Genomic DNA, 16,427 nt, shown 5'->3' with positions numbered 1-16,427 from the left:
AACAGACCCCAGAGCAAGCTCGATTATAAAATGAAGTCCTCATCAAAAGCAGCCGGCTGATTTGTTGCTTGGCGCTCATAAAAGCCGTTATAAAAATTAGGGTCATAATCGTGAAGAAGCTTTAAATGACGCTCTCGAATTGCTTTTGTAAGTATGTTAGCGGTGCTTAGTCTCCAATTTCCTTGTTTCAAATCACTATAAATATTCTCAATAAGAAAAGCACCACAGCTCGTTCCATCATTTTGTTCTAGGCACTTAGCAAAGTAGTGCATAACTGGAACAGCATGCCCATCAAATACCTGATTGACCTCGTTGAGTATTTGAGACATCAATTCGGTATCGGACTCATACCCTTTAATACTATTGTAATAAGTGATTTGAGGAGCCAGGCCTATTTTTAATTGCAAACGGATCCCTACCCAATGCGCATTATATGCTATAGGAATAATAATATTTTGCTCCACAGCACTATTTTTTGCCATCTGTCCTTCAAGTCCTGTCATATATTGCTGCAAAACATCGACAACCCTATTTCCAACATAATTTCCGGTCATATCAGCAGCGGCTAATATTTTTAATCCAGGAACATGGCAACTATCTAGGCGGAGTCTAAGAATTGCTTGAATATCCTCTACTTCATATTGATAGGATGTGTTGATCACGAGCTCTTCATGTTTTGGTTTGGGGGAAAATAAACGATGCATTGTTGAACTCGTATCTTTATCTTTGGGCTGATGAGTTCTTGTATCCTCAAGTCTACGAGGATAAATTGATGTATTTGCTATTTGTTGGTATTCGTTAAATACGTTCCAATACTCGTTACATCCGTATTTGTTTTTCATCGTCTTGACGTAATAAGCACAAGACTTTTCCCCTGTTTTAGCAAGCCATGATGTTAATTTATTCGGTAGAAATTGGTTCAACGTACCGAGGAGAACGCTAAAGCGCTTAGCGGTATATAGTTCTTTATGTTCCGTTTTTTGTTTATCAGATAAAAAACCATATGCTTCATGTGCAAAGCAAAACAAAAGATCTTGTTTGTACCCCTCTTCATTGGTTAATTGTTGATTCCATCGACACATCCCTTCTAACCAGTCTTGCTTATCCGTATTCAACAATAATTCCAGATGTTTTTTTAATGAGTGGCGTTGTAAACGGTTTAGCTCAAACAACAATTGATAGGATTTAAAAGGTTCTCCAGCTTTGATTGCACGTAAAATATCTAAATAAATAATTTGATGATTCGTTTTAAAATACTCATTGCTTGCTAATTTAAGCGCTGCATCATCCCTTAATGGCCCAAATTCATGGATATTCAGATGGGTATCTGCAATAATGTAAGCAATCTTATTCGGATGTGCTGGATTTTTCCGTAATACTCGCCCGATGATTTGCTGGACCATTGTACTATTTTCATTCTTATTTCGAGCGATAATACACCATGATAAGTTTTTGTCGTTATAACCTGTTTGTAACATGCCCACCACAATTAAAATACCAGGGCTGTCGAGTTCTTTTTTTTGAAATGTAGCAATTAATGTATTGTAATTATTTAGCTTACTATGGACAGAAAATAATAGATTCTTTGATAGCAGTTGATTTAGTGACGTTGCTAATTGGTCTGCTTCCTCAATTGAGCTCACAAAGATAACCCCTTTAGATTCTTTTAAGGGTCTTCCATTAGACGGATGGCTATGATTTTTAATAAGTTCTGCTATTTTTTGTGTTCTTTTTTCATTCGTATTATTTAACTGATAAGGTAATTTATCAATAATCATCGGCACCGTAATACCACACTGCAAAGAATCCAGTCGGGAAAAACTGTAGATGGGAGACACATTTTTTGGCGGTGTTGCAGAAAAACCCACTATCGTTGCTTTACTGCCAAGTAGAATATCCGCAGTAGCTGTATATAAATGGAATTCATCTAAAAAAACAATCGCTGGCGGTATATAGTTAGCCAAGGGGACTTCACTTAATTTATGTTGTAATTTATCATAGCTTTCCTGACAAAATAGAACTACCTTAGTTTGTTTTTTGAGAATGTCATTGGCCCAATAATTCATCCATGGCACATTACCAGAGCCGCTTCTTACTTTGATAATATCCAGCATATTTAAATGCGCCTGGACACCTAATAGCTCAAGCGTCTCCTCAAAATCCAGATAAAATTGATCTACTAATTGTTGCGTGGCTGTTACGATATAAATCGGACCATTAACTTTGTTTGCTACAAGATAATTGGCAAGGAGTATTTGTAAACGGGTTTTCCCTGCGCCGGTTGCAATTTTCAATACACCCTGAACTCTATTGGTTTGTGCAATTACCTTTAATGCTTCTTGTTGATAAGCATAACATAAGTGACTAATGTCGGATAAGTACGTCGCTAAAGGCAGCTTGCCAATGCTCATCAAATTGCTTAAGCTCATACCGGAAAAACAGGGAGTCCATTGCGTTGTTTTTTTAGTATTATGCTGCGTTTTCTTTTTTTTCGAAGAGGCCGTTTTAGTCGGCTCAGCGTGCATGTCCTCCATGCTTTCCATGATGAGATGCTCTAGCTTTCTTTTTGTTATCGCCGCCGTCTTTAGAGTGCAGCTAGGCAGGTCAGAGCGAGTTCGTTCATACTTTTGGTGCTCTTCGAATTTGTTTTTATTGAATTTCGCTTGTTTTTTAAGGTGTGACAGACTCAACGTTATCCACTCTTTATGTTGCTCATTGAACAGATTTGAGATGAATAGCTCAATGTTCATATTAAGAACGTCCTGATAAGGTTGTAATAATTTTTTTGCTAACCCCTGTTTTTTACGCTGCGTTTTATTCCTGCCTGTTCTGGGTCTGCTAGATGAAGGAGCTGCTGAGAGTTATTTTTTGAGTCATTAGCAAAATCAATCATCATTTGAAAAAAGAAATCTTCAGTACAAATGTTTGCATAAGTAGCTGGATAACCTAGAATAAAAATGTCCTCTTTTTCTTTTAGATCTAATAATGCACAAATGCATTGAAAATTTATCGAATAAATCTTATAGCAATAATCGGGGGGAGTTTTATGTGAAAAAACTTTATTTGATAACGTATGCAGTCCGGCGATCAACGAATGCGATCTTTCTCTATTTTCTCTAAGGTAATTAGTGACATCAGACCAGTTTAAAACAGGGGATAATAGTTCGAGTTTTAAACCAATCCACTCAATATTATCATCTAAATAAATACAATTGTTTAATTGCCAATGATGTGATGCATAAAAAGCGGCCAATCGTCTCGCTTGAATAGTTCCAGTGTTTAAATATTCACCGTGTGACATAGAATCTAGTTTATTAATAACAAGAGATCCTAATGACTTAGGGACTGATTTTATTGACAGCTGGCGATATTCCCCTGATGTTAACACGACAATACATTGCTGATTTTGCCCCATATGATTTAGGTTTGGTAAATAAGCATTATCCAATCTTCCGGCAAAAATAAAAGTCACTGTTTGATCTGATAAATATTTTTCCTCGGCAGCATAGTAGCTAAGCAAGGTGCAATTGAGGAAGTCATTGCTCTCGATCGTTTCAACATATAAATCACTCTTAGTTCCTGTGTTTAAAGCTTGAGTTAAAGGAATTAGCTGGTGTCGGCAAGTAAATTCTATAGGGTGAATATCATTATGTTCATTTTGACAATAAATCTCTTGTAAGGCATCTTCGGATGAGTAATATTTTTTGCTAAAATAGGCTATTTTATTATCAGCCTTTTTTTTACTAAAATTTGGTTTGGAATCAGAACTATCATTAACGCTAGGTTGTTCACTATTAGCCGGTGGAGGTAACTCGGGCAGATGAGAAACTAAATCATTAAATGAGCGAGTTGGATTTTCAGCTAATGCTGTCAAATTAGAATTTTTTTCCATAGAGCATTTTTTTATATTGTTCCTGATAAAAACCCTGTTCGTTAATCGCTCAATAAATGAATGTTGTTTGATATCCGCTAAAACTCCTGATTGAGCTGCTGCCAAGAGTTGTTTCTCGGTGATCAGCCCTTCATTCATTAAGCGATTTATTAGGGAAAATTGATTATTAAAAATCAAAATCCACAGGACATTTTTTCCTGTATTAATTCCTGATAGGGGTGCAGTCAACAGCGGTTCCTGGAGTATCATTCTTTCGTCCATTAAGCGCTCAATTAGGGGAAATTGCTTTTTTGCAGCGAAAATCCACAGGACATTTTTTCCTGCGTGAACTCCTGCTTGGGGCGTAGCCAACAACTGTTCTGGGGTTATTAGCTTTTTAACTATTAAACACTCTATTAAGGGAAATTGGTTATCTACAGTCAAAAGCCACAGAACATTTTTTCCTGCGTTAACTTTTGTTTGCGGTGCAGGCAACAATTGTTCTGGGGTTATCAACTCTTTGGCCATTAAGTGCTCAATCAGGTGATATTGCTTAGTAAAAGCCAAAAGCCACAGGACATTTACTTTTACTCCTGCGTAAATTTCTGAGTGTGGTGTAGCCAACAGTTGTTCCAGGGTTATCAGCTCTTCTTTTATTAATTGTTCTATTAGGAGAAATTGCTTATTTGCAGCCAAAAGCCACAGAACATTTGTGCCGTTATGATCTAGAGTATTTAGCACTGCTTGAGTACAAGGATATACTGCTAATTGATTTTCAATCCATATTACGCCATGGTCATAAAAGAGGCAGCCTTTATTCTCCCCCAACTCGCGTTCAAATTGAAAAGCTGTTTCTGATAAAAATAACTTCCTAAAACCTTTAACTGTTTTAACTATGAGTTCCATTTTATTATAAGGCAAAAGGCTTATCTCATTATCAACGACATGAAGCAATGAATGTATGCTTAACTCCACAAGTGGGGTGTATTTTTCATTAAATTGATCAATTAATGGGGTGATTTGTTCTATTAATTCAGAGGAACAGACTCTTTTTTCAGGCTTCTTGAAAAAAAATTGGAGCTGAATGTCAATGTATTGAACATCGCTATTTATTTCTATAATTAAAAGGTCAATAATCTGCTTGGGAGTTAAGTTTTCATCTAAGTAGTCTAAAAAATCTTTTAAATCATCTGGTTTTTTATCTGGCGAATTGATAAATAATCTTTCATTCACTATGCCGTATTTGTCTGTTGCATAGTCAATATATGCCTCTACATTAGCTTTTTCGGACGGTAATGTCTGGACATAACTAAAAGCAAATTTTTGTACTAGGCGATATGTTATTTGCTCTATCTTAAAAAATAGGGGTAATGAAGTGTTATCGTTTAAAAAGTTAGAATTAAAATCTTTATGAGGCATGTTAAATCAGGAAAATGCATTATTTGCTTTAAATTTTATCATTGGGGTCAAGTGTAGATCAATATGGGTTTAAACTCACAAAGGCTCGATTTGAGTAAAAAAATTTAATTAATATCCGTTATGGATACCTTGAACAGATATTACAGGGAGCTTAATTCAATATGCGCGTCGTGCTTGCATTCATCTTGCTACTTAATATGGCCTTAATAATATACAGTTATCATTCTGTCTCTTGCTTACTAATTTAGAGCTTATTATGGATGTTCATGATTCAATTGAAGAAATACAAAAGCAACTAGGCTATAAGGTAAGTCCAGTTGGTAGTTGCCATGGGTTTTCCCTTCGTTGGTTAGAAGCTTGCCTCCTTAATGAAGAAAACATCTTTGATGCGCGCATTCTGAAGATAGTCAATGAATTTGATACCCTCACCAAGGCAATTAAAGAGGCTCAAAAAAAACCGATAAAAGAACTTACTGAAAATGATATGCAACTGCTTGATATCCCTGCATTTTACGAAAGTCTTGAGTTATATCAGATGCCGACTCACCATTCTTCGCTTTTTGGCGTTGTTCTTCATCAGGTCGATGTGAAAAAAATTTCATCTCTCGCCTCTTCAGAGAAAATCCTTTCCCAAGGTGGATTAGAAGAAATTGCTTCTGACATCTATAGCGCAATTGAAGTTAAAACGTATTTAGATGAACTAGAGCAGTTAACCAAAAAGAATTGTTTTTCGTCAGAGGATATTATAGGGATCGTTTTAGCCCATGTAGATCATACCAATGCCATCATTTACACCCCAAGTGTCGGGTGGAAATTTATGGACATCAATCTATATCCCGCGCAAATTTTTCCTGCTGGTTCGACACTTGAGTTAACTAATGCAATAAAAGAAAGTTTTTCCCTGGTTTCTGAAAATGAATATCTTGTTTTTAATATGTCCATTTTTACAAATTTTATGAAAAATGAAAAAATTCAATTATTAAAAGAGCTATTGGGCTCACTTAAAACAGAACATAGTAAATCGAGAATCATTCCTGAGCCTGAAAAAGCAATTTATTTAGCTGAAGTTGCAGCAAAACACGGTGACGCGACACTCATTACTCAACTTTATACTACCGGTTCTCTTGGTATAAAAAATAGCAATGGGATTACAATGCACTATTTTGCCGCCCAAAATGGCCATTCAAATGTTATTGATGCACTTGGTCGGTTTGGAATAGATTTTGATGAAGCGAATAATGATGGGGCGACAGCCATTTTTTATTGCAGCGGCCAATGATTACGGCCATGTTATTAAACAGCTGGCATATTACAGGGCTAATCTTAATGTATCTTATAATAATAAAACTGCTGTCTATGTAGCAACTTACCTGGACAATTTTGAAGCTATAAAAGCCTTGGCAGACTGTGGTGCTGATCTTGATTTAACACCTTGTGCAGATATTCCCCCTCCAATTTTTATCGCAATCCAAAAAGGGCATGCAAAAATTCTTACTTATTTTATCCGCTGCGGTGCCGACCTTAATTTAGTATATGATAATTCTACACCGCTTTTCGTTGCGGCACTATTGGGTAAAACTGAAATGGTTAAACAATTAATAAAAACCCCAAAAACTGATCTCGATATTTCTTGCATTGATTCAATTGACGATTTACTTAAGCTTACGGGAGATGAAGTCATTCCCCAAATAGATACGTTCCTCAAAAAGCAATTGGATTCAAATGAGATTAAAGTCACTGCCTACGATATTGCTCTAATTAGAGGCCATGATGAAATAGCTCAGCTTATTGAACAAGAAAGAGATAAGAGAGTACTTCAAAAGTCTTTATCTCAGCAAAAAGGCCTCAGTTTTTTCGAAGACCACGAGCCTTCTTTAAAGAAACGGAAACGTCAAACAGATGAGGAAACTAATAAGCACCATAAAGGAGACAGCACTTTGAGTAACAATCTAAATCATCAATTTTAAATGCCCATTTTGTTAAAAAATTTCGTTGTTAATTCTAACTTAATAATTTTGGTGTAATATTTTTCAACATCTTATCTTGCCTGGAGTGAACATGCCTTTAAAACAAACTCAGGATCATACTAATCTTTATGTACTGAATTATTTCGCAGCAAAAACAGCATTAGAAAAATTGCTTGAAAAGGAGTCTTTAAATAGTTCAACGAAGCAACATGCTCACAAAGTAATTAATCAGATTGAAAGGTTAAAAAATGACGGGAAGCTTCCAATTCCTGATTCAACTGAACTTTTAAATGATACCAAGGCCTTATTAAATCATTCAATGGCTCCGGAAGCATACCGAGCAAAAGCGCAAAATCTCCAGGGAAACCCTTCTATGGGTTTGAAGGTTTTAGGTGCTTTGATGATTGCGCTCGGAACAATTGTCACCGCTTTGTGCTTTACATTAACAACAATGGTTGGGATTACATTATCGGGGGAGGGCGTTATTGGAGCAGGGATATTAGCTGCTGGGATTGGTATTTTTTCAGGAGGAATGCGTTCGGGTTTATCTAAAGCAATGAATGAGCTCGCAGGTAGCGCTAAAGAAAATGCACCCTAGGTGAACTAAAATACCTCCTGGCTTAAACTGGCCTGAATTTTCGGTTGTATTTACAATATTTTTTTAGGCTATAAAGAAGTTCAAAAAAATTTATAGTCTAAAGAAATATCATACTCAAAATCACTTCATGCGCTAATGATAAAAAATAGTTACTAAAATTAATTATTATTTGTTTCAAGTGCTACACTTATAACAACCCAACAGCAAAAGATGTTTGAACCGATAAGCATTTAATGGGAAGCGTTCTGTTGCCAGCGTTGTGCTATATCACATTAATTGTGAGAAGCCTGAACTGTCACGTTTGCTCACCACCTAAACCCTAGGGTTCAAAGTCTTCAACTGTTGGGACTCCAATTAATTTGTGTCTTCTTAACCGAGCAGGTCTTGTAATTTTTATAATCGATGTCAGTGGTTCCCTGATGGTTGTCATCTCCTTACTCGCTACAGATGCACAAAAGAGTCTGAATTGTCTAAAGATTTAATGGGTGTGGTTTTTGGGGGGCGGCATGTGCCAGTAGCAAATAATCCTACGCCTACAAGAATAGACGCCATTCCCAAACCTGCCACTACTAATCCTGCTGCGCCACAAGTTGCTGCATTTAGAAAAATAAAAGCAGTGGCAACTGCAGTGCAACCAACTACTGCCATAAAACCGCCTAAAATCTGCATGTTAATATTCATTGGCGAAGAAGTACTATTTACTACGATCCCGGCATTATTTTTAACCTTAGGAAAACCAGTTCCTAATGACGTAGGTTGAATGGTTTTTATATTGGGAAGTGATTTCCTTAATTTATTTATTTCTTCTTCAGATAACCTTTCAAGGTTATTGCCGCTTAAATTAAGCGAGGTCACGCCAGCAGGGATTCTTGCAAAGGCTGTAATTAATTCATCGCAGGTTTTGTCGCGCAGGTTATTGCCTCTCAAATCAAGCGAGGTCACGCTAGCCGGGATTCCTGCAAAGGCTATGGCTAATTCAACGCCAGTTTTGTTGCAAAGGTCATTGTGGCTCAAATCAAGCGAGGTCACGCCAGCCGGGATTCCTGCAAAGGCTGTGGCTAATTCAGCACCGGTTTTGCTGTCAAGGTCATTGCGGCTCAAATCAAGCGAGGTCACGCCAGCCGGGATTCCTGCAAAAGCTGTGGCTAATTCAGCGCCGGTTTTGCTGTGAAGGTAATTGCGGCTCAAATTAAGCGAGGTCACGCCAGCCGGGATTCCTGCAAAGGCTGTGGCTAATTCAGCACCTGTCTTGTATAGAAGATTATTCCAGCTCAAATTAAGTGAGGTCACGCCAGCCGGGATTCCTGCAAAGGCTTGGGCTAGTTCAGCACCGGTTTTGTTGTGGAGGTTATTCCAGCTCAAATCAAGCGAGGTCACGCTCGCAGGGATTCCTGCAAAGGCTCTAGCTAATTCAGCGCCGGTTTTGTTGTGAAGGTTATTCCAGGCTAAATTAAGCGAGGTCACGCTCGCAGGGATTTTTGCAAAAGCTTTGGCTAATTCATCGCCAGTTTTTTTGTGAAGGTCATTCCAGGCCAAATTAAGTGAGGTCACGCCCGCAGGGATTTCTGCAAAGGCTTTGGCTAATTCATCGCCGGTTTTATTGCAAAGGTTTTCTAATTGGTAATCCATACTAATACCTTAATATATCAAATAATAGCTCTAATTAATAATTCGTCATGGTTCAAAAAATGCGTTTTTTAGGGAACGCTTTTCTCGTAAAAATCAATAATTTGTTATAATTATCATCTTGTCTTATAAAACAAGAGTTCACTCCATTTGAACCATGCCTAAATTTATTGTCAGTATGGAGTATACCTTCGGTTGGCGTCAGGCAGGCGCCATAATTTAGTGTCAGAAAAATATCAAATTTTGATTTTTATGGGAAACTAAATTATTCGCCTATGTCCTCATTCCATAGCGTACTATTTTGAGTAATGAAGTGTCGCATCATGGTGATACATTTGTCATTCTGTAAGACCTCGAGTTTGACACCTCGTGATGTTAATAACGACTCTTCACCTATAAAGGTTTGATTTTCTCCAATCACAACATAAGGAATTTTATAAAGAAGAATAGCGCCGCTGCACATGGCGCAAGGAGAAAGCGTAGTATATAAAATGGATTGCTCATAAATTTTAGCCTGCTGTCTACCCGCATTCTCTAATGCGTCCATTTCACCATGTAATATAGCGCTTCCTTTTTGAACCCGTTGATTATGTCCGCGCCCAATAATTCTGTCTTGATAAACAAGTACTGCACCAATGGGTATTCCTCCCTCGGCAAGACTTCGGCGTGCCTCTTCTATGGCCGCTTCAAGATATCGTTGATGTGACACTGACATGATTCCTCCTTAAAATGACAGTAAGATGAGGGATATTCTCCAGTATTTAAACATTTGAAACAAGAACCACCAAACAACAAACTGAGAGTGAATATAGATTTTATCTTCAAACGGCCTACTGTGTACGTCGGAGCGGTTTTCGGTCAAGATTAGTTCCCATTTGCATGATGTAGTTGTCATTTATGTCCCTAAACCCTGGTATTCTGGCTTGAATATTTAGAAATATAGATTCTAATCTTTTGGCGCACTATAGGGAAAGTCAATTTTCACCCCATAAGGTGTATATTTAGAACGTTCCGCACTAATAACCCACTAAAATTTTGACCGAAAACCGCTCCGAAGTACACACTACCCCATGGATGGGGCTGTAATGCGGGGTGAAACCTGCACCATTTATCTGCGCTTTTATGCCACCGTTAACATCATTCGATGATGTAGTTAATTTCAAGGCAGCATAATCAAATTTAATACACAGAATGTGTTTTATTTAATCAATATGATTCATTGGCGCATTCAAATTCATCTGAATTATTGAAGTAATGACTCTAAATCTAAGCGCATAATAATATTTATACGATTAGTGTATCTTTACTTTTCTGGCCGGATATTAAAACACATTATTTATGCGATTAGTTTTTATGTGGACTATAAATGATTGATGCCTTATATAATAAGACTTTTTCCAAGTTTAATAAGTAAAAATCAACACGATTTATTGTGAGGTAATTTTTTTGATTCACGTCGATTTGTTTAAATTTTATGCTATTTAAGGGTTGTAATTCGCTTTTGCCCCGGATATGTAATTTAACCCAAACTGCATAAAAAGTCATGGATTTCATTGTACGTAACCTCTCTATATAGCAGGGTAACTGCATCTGAACTGGCAAACTGATTTACCTTTCAATTACTTTGAATTAAGACGAAATATATTTCTTGCTTCTTCTTGAGAAAACCCTGGTGAAGTCGTTGCAAGAGCAATTAACTCTTGCACTTCTTCGGGGATTTTTTGAAATAAAACATTGCCCCTACTCGTTTGACGTATCATCATTGCGGCAATGATACTTTGAGCATAATCACTTTTTGGTAAATAGTCATTTTTTCTAAAACTCTTTTCTTCAGACATATGCTTTTCAACTTCACTTAATATTATCGAATAGTTCGTTAATAGCTCCAATAATTTATTCTCATTTTGTACGTTTGAAACAAGAGAAATGAATTGGCATAATTTTTCCTTAATTTCTATAAGATCCTCTCTTTTTGTATATTCAGCTTGAGTGAGTAATGTTTTTTCTTTTTCAGAAGCAAGTTCTTTCGCTATTGATACACAATTTCTCTTAGCTAAATTTCTTTTTGCTGTGTCTGGGACATAAATAGGTGTCGTTTTTATAGTTTCATGGCTAATTGCAGGCATCTTACAATGTGGGCAAATATAAGACTTTACAAAGCCACAAGGGCAGCTCATTTTCTTTTCCGTATAGGGTTGATTATGAGAAAATTTCTGCGCACTATGTGCAATCAATCCCTCATCATTCAGCTGAGATTGTAATTGATCACAACGTGTGAGTATTTCATCATGAATTTTACACCTCTGATTAAGCAAGGTGATTTTATCTTCGATTAAAACTCCTAACAAATCGATCTTATTGCGAAGCTTAACTTTTTTCTCATTAAGTGCGCTTTGGTATATTTTAGCTTTTTTCTTAATATTAGTATCCTGAACAGGAACCCCATCCTTTCCACTACTTAGAAGCAGATTGTGTATACCTTCTTTTTTGAATTCATTAAACTCAGTGTTAAAAATGGGCCTATTACTCGTTATATCAACATCACTTAGAAAAAGATTTCGCATACCCTCTTTTTTTAATTCATGAGACACAGGATTAAAAGTAGCGGTATGACTCGTTGGTGAAACTTCCTTTTCAATATCATTAACTTTTTTGTTTTTAAATAAATTGACAATTCCTACAATTCCCCCAGCAAATAGCCCAGCTACAATTCCCAAAGGAAAACCAATAACATATTTTGCTAATTTGCCAATCAGGTAGAATGGTATCGGCCAAATGCTGCTACAATAATTTAGCCGGTCACACCCTAGACTAAAAATTTTATTAGTCATTTCTGTTATAAATTTAAAAGTTGCATAAAACGCTGCTCTGGAAGATTTCATAATACAAACTCGCTCACTTCTTAGTTATATGACTATCAATCCATTGCTCGATTTGCTCTAATGAGTCCTTTCGATTTTCAAGTTTTTCAAATACATGCCCTTCGTCAGAGTAATATTTGTATAGTGTGTCAACCCCATTGTTTTTCAATGCATAGTACAACTGAAAAACCGTCTGATACTTATCAGCGCCACCCTTCTCTGGATTGGCCATTAAGAATAATGTAGGTGTATCCGCGCCAGCTGCATGATAAAGTGCGGAATTTTTTAAATAATTTTCAGGAACATCCCAAGGTGTACCTCCATACATTACGTAGTGGCGTTTACTAGGTGGCTCATTTAAAGCCCATGTCCATTCATCTGCCCACCCTTCTTTAGAGACAACAGCTTTATAGCGGTGAGTAGACACAGTCAACCAATTTGACCTCAAGCCGCCTGCACTATGACCAATAACAACCATTCGTTCAATATCAACTATTCCTCGAGCGATCAAAGAATCTACCCCAGCTTCTATATCTTTTAGATCGCCGCCTAATCTGTCATGTTCTTGGATGAAATCACGAGTAATTGCCAGGGAACCAAATGATGCGGATGATCGAAACTCAGGTATGAAGACTGCATATCCTTTTGCCGCCCATAATTGCCACTCTAATGGACTGGAAAGAAGAGTTCCTCCAAGTAAATAAATTGAAGCGCCCGTATCACCACCATGAATATCAACGATCAAAGGATACTGCTTTCCTTTCTGGTAATTAAGCGGCATCACAACAAGGCCCCGCATATTTACCGGATAATCAGTGGTTTTCCAGTCGATTTCACGAACTTCACTTAAGGTCATTTCCTCTGGAGCAGTGTTAATTACTTCAATATTTTTTATATTGATTCCTGTACTTGAAGCGACCTGCAGACGATATACACCGTGAGCATCCTGACTAGTCCAAGCAATTTGGTTACCATCAGGCGATAATATTGATGTTTCAATATTCATTGGGGCATTCGTTATCTGTAAAGCTTCCCCTGAATTTGCGTCAATTTTATAAAGCTGAGAATAAGCACCATAATATCTTTTTGCATATAAATTTTTTCCATTGCGCGACCACTCAAATGTACCTAATTGTAGTTCATGAGTTAATTGAATGGGTTCTACAGGCAATTTATCTGTATTAGCATTCGCAGGAATGAGACCAAGGCTCAGCATAAAGGTAAATATAGGATTTTCAGCATCATAAAGCAGTGCTATTTTTTGACCATCAGGCGAAGCTATTGGCTTTAGAAATTGCTGTAAACCATCAAATTCAATAAGGGTTCGCACACTGGCATCCTGAGTATTCAATGCTTGAACCCAGTCTCTATCAATCTCTTCATTATATTCAGCACCAACACGTTGCTTCACAAAAAGAACTTCATTTGAAGCAGGCAGCCAGGATAAATAAAAAATAGATGCATCAAAAGATGCCAACTGTCTGGATTGTCCTGTAGTAATATCAATGCTATCAATCATGCTTTTGGGTTTTGGTTTCTTCTCCCAATGAGGCACATAGGGTTGATGCTCCAAAATCAATTTTTTTGAATCAGGTGCCCACACAAAATCAAAGGTAAATTGATAATGACCCAATCCAACGTCCACAAAAGATAATTGTTTCTCTTCTGTATGATCGGCTCGCATAATCCACAATTGTTTCGCCTCGCCCTTACCCTTAATAAAGGCTATCCATTGTCCATCTGGAGAAGGCTTGGGTATAGAGCCTTCGCCCAAGATGTGTTTTGTTTTATCCAATAAATTGTAAGTTGCTATTCTATCTTCTTGGCCATTGATACTTGATGATATAGAATAGATTAAAGTCTTGTTATTTAACCAATTAATAGATAAAAAATTGTTCTCATGTTTCATGGACTCATTAAGAAGCCAATCTTTGGATATCACAGTAGTCCCAGATTTTGCAGGCAGGGGTCTTGTTAATAAAGGTGTTTCTGCACTTAGTGTTGAAACAGCAAGAGTTGATGACACTATAAAAATCGCTAAAGATTTAATTGTATTCTTAATGCTTTTATGAAGAACGAAATAGTGAGTTAAGGAGACTGATTGATACATCATTTATACCTCTCTTGTAATTATTTTATAACCATTGCTGAGACTAACTATTTATTGTGAGTTCTTACCTTCGATTAGGTGTAAAGAAAAAACCGGCTTAATGTCATTGCGATAATGTCTCCAAGAAGCATACAAGCAATAAAGCTACCCCATAATTTTTTGCCATCAAGACCAGATGCTTCTTTGAGTGCGTAAAAATAAGTCATTATTTGCCAAATGATACAGGCTAAAAATATCAAATTACTTACTGTACCTATGAGGCTTAGATGCAGCTCAAATCCTTGAGAAATATCCTCATTAAAAGGTTTTGGATCTAAAAATTTATGTATCATAGTGAAGAGTAGAGAAATAAATAACGGATAACGGGATAAGAATACTGTTCCAAAAAAATCAATATAACGGATTCTTTTTTGACGACACACAAAAGATGAGACAAGAAAGAGAATAGAAAGGGTCAAGCAAATCACTAAATTCTGGTAAAGTAACAAGAAAAAACTAGGAGCAACAGATGTCTTTATGCCCAGAGGAAAGATAAAAGCAAGAGCCCCATCGTAGTAAACATTGGCATAGGAACCAACAACACTCATCACTACCATTAGAACCAGGCCTAGAATTAAAGCTTTAAATCCAGCTATTTTTTGAAATGGATTAACTAACAATGAATTTTCAATACCCCAATAGGTTGATTTTTTATTCAAGGCATTGGCAAGCATTAGATAATCACTTTCTGAAATCTTATGTTCTCTTCGCATATTCAACAGACGTTCTTGTTCTTTATTCACGATAAATCTCACAATTTTTTTAACATAATAGCGGCATCTTTGGCTGTAATCTTACCTTCTTCAAGAAGTTGTAAAATTTTCTCCTTAGAGTTTTCATTTTTTATTTCTAATTTTTCTATTGTGGTGATTAATGCATTAAGCCGGTTTCGTAAAGTTGGATAGGATACTTTTTGGATCACTGCCATGTCCTTAAGACTTCCTGAACATCTGACAAAATCCAGAATAAACTGCAAATCATCATCTGGTAGCTTTAATAAAGCAGATACCTCAAACTGCCCTTCAAATTTAGTATTGCAATTAGCACATTCAATTTTGACAACATGTAACGTTGAACTATCACAAGATGGACACTGTGTAATTATTTTCCCCATTAGGTGGGATCTCCCAATTAATATGAATATACATTTAATTACTTCACATGCTGTTATTATAAAGAAAAAATAAATAATTCAAAACTATTTTTTAATAATATTAAAATTTAAGTTGATATTATTTATTTTGTCGATATGATTAATTTTTTCGCAAATGTAGGTTAATTCTATATTGTCATTTTCATAAGACGTCTTCACTGATAGACCATATTTAACCTCATTCGTGCACACGACTTCTGACTACTATATTTTCAGTAGCCATCTTCACTATTTGTCCTTATACTCAGAAGTGGGCTTCACCAAGAGATCAGGATGATGGATTCATGCGATGATATTTTAATTGAACAAGGATTACTTTCAGCGTCAAATAATGAGTGGGATTGTGCTCGCTTGCGCATGGAAGTGATTGCACCACTCGCACAATTAAAAATTGTCACTTTAGAAATTGCTGCTAATGCAGCCAGTAAACTCGGGCTTTCACGCAGACAAGTCTACACATTAATATTGAACTCAATCCCCACTGCAAATAATCGAAATCCAATTTCAATCTTTGCTACATCTGCTACATGGACATAATGAAGGAATAAACATGCGTCCATATGGTCTTACCGATTGATATGAACCCAGTGAATACAAGAAGTTCGGGCATTTCCTATTTTTAAAATCAGGAAAAGTGAGCGTAGCAAAAATACATCTACATATAAGCTACACTTGTCAAAAAAACAAAAACACGTCCTCTTATAATGAAAAGAGGATGTCACCAGTACCCATCTAGGTTTTAAGCCTTCGTCATTTTTTAGCCTTTGCAAATACAGTCTTTTT

Annotated in this window: 12 protein-coding genes; 4 read left to right on the top strand and 8 right to left on the bottom strand. The window is 36.6% G+C overall.

What is annotated here, in order from left to right:
* Positions 1-23: 23 nt before the first annotated feature.
* Positions 24-2,750 carry a DEAD/DEAH box helicase gene (locus tag LDG_RS00170; protein WP_006869031.1) on the bottom strand — a complete coding sequence of 909 codons (2,727 nt, stop codon included), beginning with the start codon at positions 2,748-2,750 and terminating at the stop codon, positions 24-26.
* Positions 2,751-2,788: 38 nt separating this feature from the next.
* Positions 2,789-5,290: a hypothetical protein gene (locus LDG_RS00165; protein ID WP_006869030.1), complete on the bottom strand. Its 2,502-nt coding sequence runs from the start codon at positions 5,288-5,290 to the stop codon at positions 2,789-2,791.
* Positions 5,291-5,546: 256 nt separating this feature from the next.
* On the opposite strand from LDG_RS00165, the gene LDG_RS00160 reads away from it, so the two are divergent.
* From LDG_RS00160 to LDG_RS00150, 3 genes are all read left to right on the top strand, one after another.
* Entirely contained in the window at positions 5,547-6,569 is a 1,023-nt protein-coding gene (locus LDG_RS00160; RefSeq protein WP_006869029.1) for an ankyrin repeat domain-containing protein, read from the top strand.
* Entirely contained in the window at positions 6,529-7,257 is a 729-nt protein-coding gene (locus LDG_RS00155) for an ankyrin repeat domain-containing protein (protein WP_040534042.1), read from the top strand. The genes LDG_RS00160 and LDG_RS00155 overlap by 41 nt, the downstream gene beginning before the upstream one ends.
* Positions 7,258-7,348: 91 nt before the next feature.
* Positions 7,349-7,855: a hypothetical protein gene (locus tag LDG_RS00150; RefSeq protein WP_006869027.1), complete on the top strand. Its 507-nt coding sequence runs from the start codon at positions 7,349-7,351 to the stop codon at positions 7,853-7,855.
* 441 nt (positions 7,856-8,296) lie between these two features.
* On the opposite strand, the gene LDG_RS18245 is transcribed toward LDG_RS00150, so the two are convergent.
* The 6 genes from LDG_RS18245 to LDG_RS00115 form a co-directional block, all read right to left on the bottom strand.
* Positions 8,297-9,484 (bottom strand): leucine-rich repeat domain-containing protein, encoded by a 1,188-nt coding sequence (locus LDG_RS18245; protein WP_006869026.1) that lies wholly within the window; start codon positions 9,482-9,484, stop codon positions 8,297-8,299.
* Positions 9,485-9,746: 262 nt separating this feature from the next.
* On the bottom strand, positions 9,747-10,196 hold the full coding sequence (locus LDG_RS00140) for a nucleoside deaminase (protein WP_006869025.1): 450 nt from the start codon (positions 10,194-10,196) through the stop codon (positions 9,747-9,749).
* 904 nt (positions 10,197-11,100) lie between these two features.
* A complete protein-coding gene (locus LDG_RS00130; RefSeq protein WP_006869023.1) occupies positions 11,101-12,363 on the bottom strand; it encodes a hypothetical protein in 1,263 nt (420 codons plus the stop codon).
* Positions 12,364-12,376: 13 nt separating this feature from the next.
* Positions 12,377-14,455 carry a S9 family peptidase gene (locus LDG_RS00125; RefSeq protein WP_040534040.1) on the bottom strand — a complete coding sequence of 693 codons (2,079 nt, stop codon included), beginning with the start codon at positions 14,453-14,455 and terminating at the stop codon, positions 12,377-12,379.
* Positions 14,456-14,526: 71 nt separating this feature from the next.
* Positions 14,527-15,234, bottom strand: a complete 708-nt coding sequence (locus tag LDG_RS00120) for a hypothetical protein (protein WP_006869021.1) — start codon at positions 15,232-15,234, stop codon at positions 14,527-14,529.
* A gap of 8 nt (positions 15,235-15,242) precedes the next feature.
* On the bottom strand, positions 15,243-15,605 hold the full coding sequence (locus LDG_RS00115) for a DUF2089 domain-containing protein (RefSeq protein ID WP_040534039.1): 363 nt from the start codon (positions 15,603-15,605) through the stop codon (positions 15,243-15,245).
* Positions 15,606-15,917: 312 nt separating this feature from the next.
* On the opposite strand from LDG_RS00115, the gene LDG_RS00110 reads away from it, so the two are divergent.
* Positions 15,918-16,181, top strand: coding sequence for a hypothetical protein (locus tag LDG_RS00110; protein ID WP_006869018.1), 264 nt, complete (start codon positions 15,918-15,920; stop codon positions 16,179-16,181).
* Positions 16,182-16,427: the final 246 nt, after the last annotated feature.

Source organism: Legionella drancourtii LLAP12, from assembly GCF_000162755.2.
GTDB lineage: Bacteria > Pseudomonadota > Gammaproteobacteria > Legionellales > Legionellaceae > Legionella > Legionella drancourtii.
Note: the sequence above shows the minus strand (reverse complement) of the source record. Positions and strands in the feature narration are given on the sequence as shown.

What these genes read in the sequence shown, in the direction of transcription:
- LDG_RS00170 (WP_006869031.1), bottom strand. Translation starts at nt 2,750, where the DNA reads ATGAACATTGAGCTATTCATCTCAAATCTGTTCAATGAGCAACATAAA.
- LDG_RS00165 (WP_006869030.1), bottom strand. Translation starts at nt 5,290, where the DNA reads ATGCCTCATAAAGATTTTAATTCTAACTTTTTAAACGATAACACTTCA.
- LDG_RS00160 (WP_006869029.1), top strand. Translation starts at nt 5,547, where the DNA reads ATGGATGTTCATGATTCAATTGAAGAAATACAAAAGCAACTAGGCTAT.
- LDG_RS00155 (WP_040534042.1), top strand. Translation starts at nt 6,529, where the DNA reads ATGATGGGGCGACAGCCATTTTTTATTGCAGCGGCCAATGATTACGGC.
- LDG_RS00150 (WP_006869027.1), top strand. Translation starts at nt 7,349, where the DNA reads ATGCCTTTAAAACAAACTCAGGATCATACTAATCTTTATGTACTGAAT.
- LDG_RS18245 (WP_006869026.1), bottom strand. Translation starts at nt 9,484, where the DNA reads ATGGATTACCAATTAGAAAACCTTTGCAATAAAACCGGCGATGAATTA.
- LDG_RS00140 (WP_006869025.1), bottom strand. Translation starts at nt 10,196, where the DNA reads ATGTCAGTGTCACATCAACGATATCTTGAAGCGGCCATAGAAGAGGCA.
- LDG_RS00130 (WP_006869023.1), bottom strand. Translation starts at nt 12,363, where the DNA reads ATGAAATCTTCCAGAGCAGCGTTTTATGCAACTTTTAAATTTATAACA.
- LDG_RS00125 (WP_040534040.1), bottom strand. Translation starts at nt 14,455, where the DNA reads ATGATGTATCAATCAGTCTCCTTAACTCACTATTTCGTTCTTCATAAA.
- LDG_RS00115 (WP_040534039.1), bottom strand. Translation starts at nt 15,605, where the DNA reads ATGGGGAAAATAATTACACAGTGTCCATCTTGTGATAGTTCAACGTTA.
- LDG_RS00110 (WP_006869018.1), top strand. Translation starts at nt 15,918, where the DNA reads ATGATGGATTCATGCGATGATATTTTAATTGAACAAGGATTACTTTCA.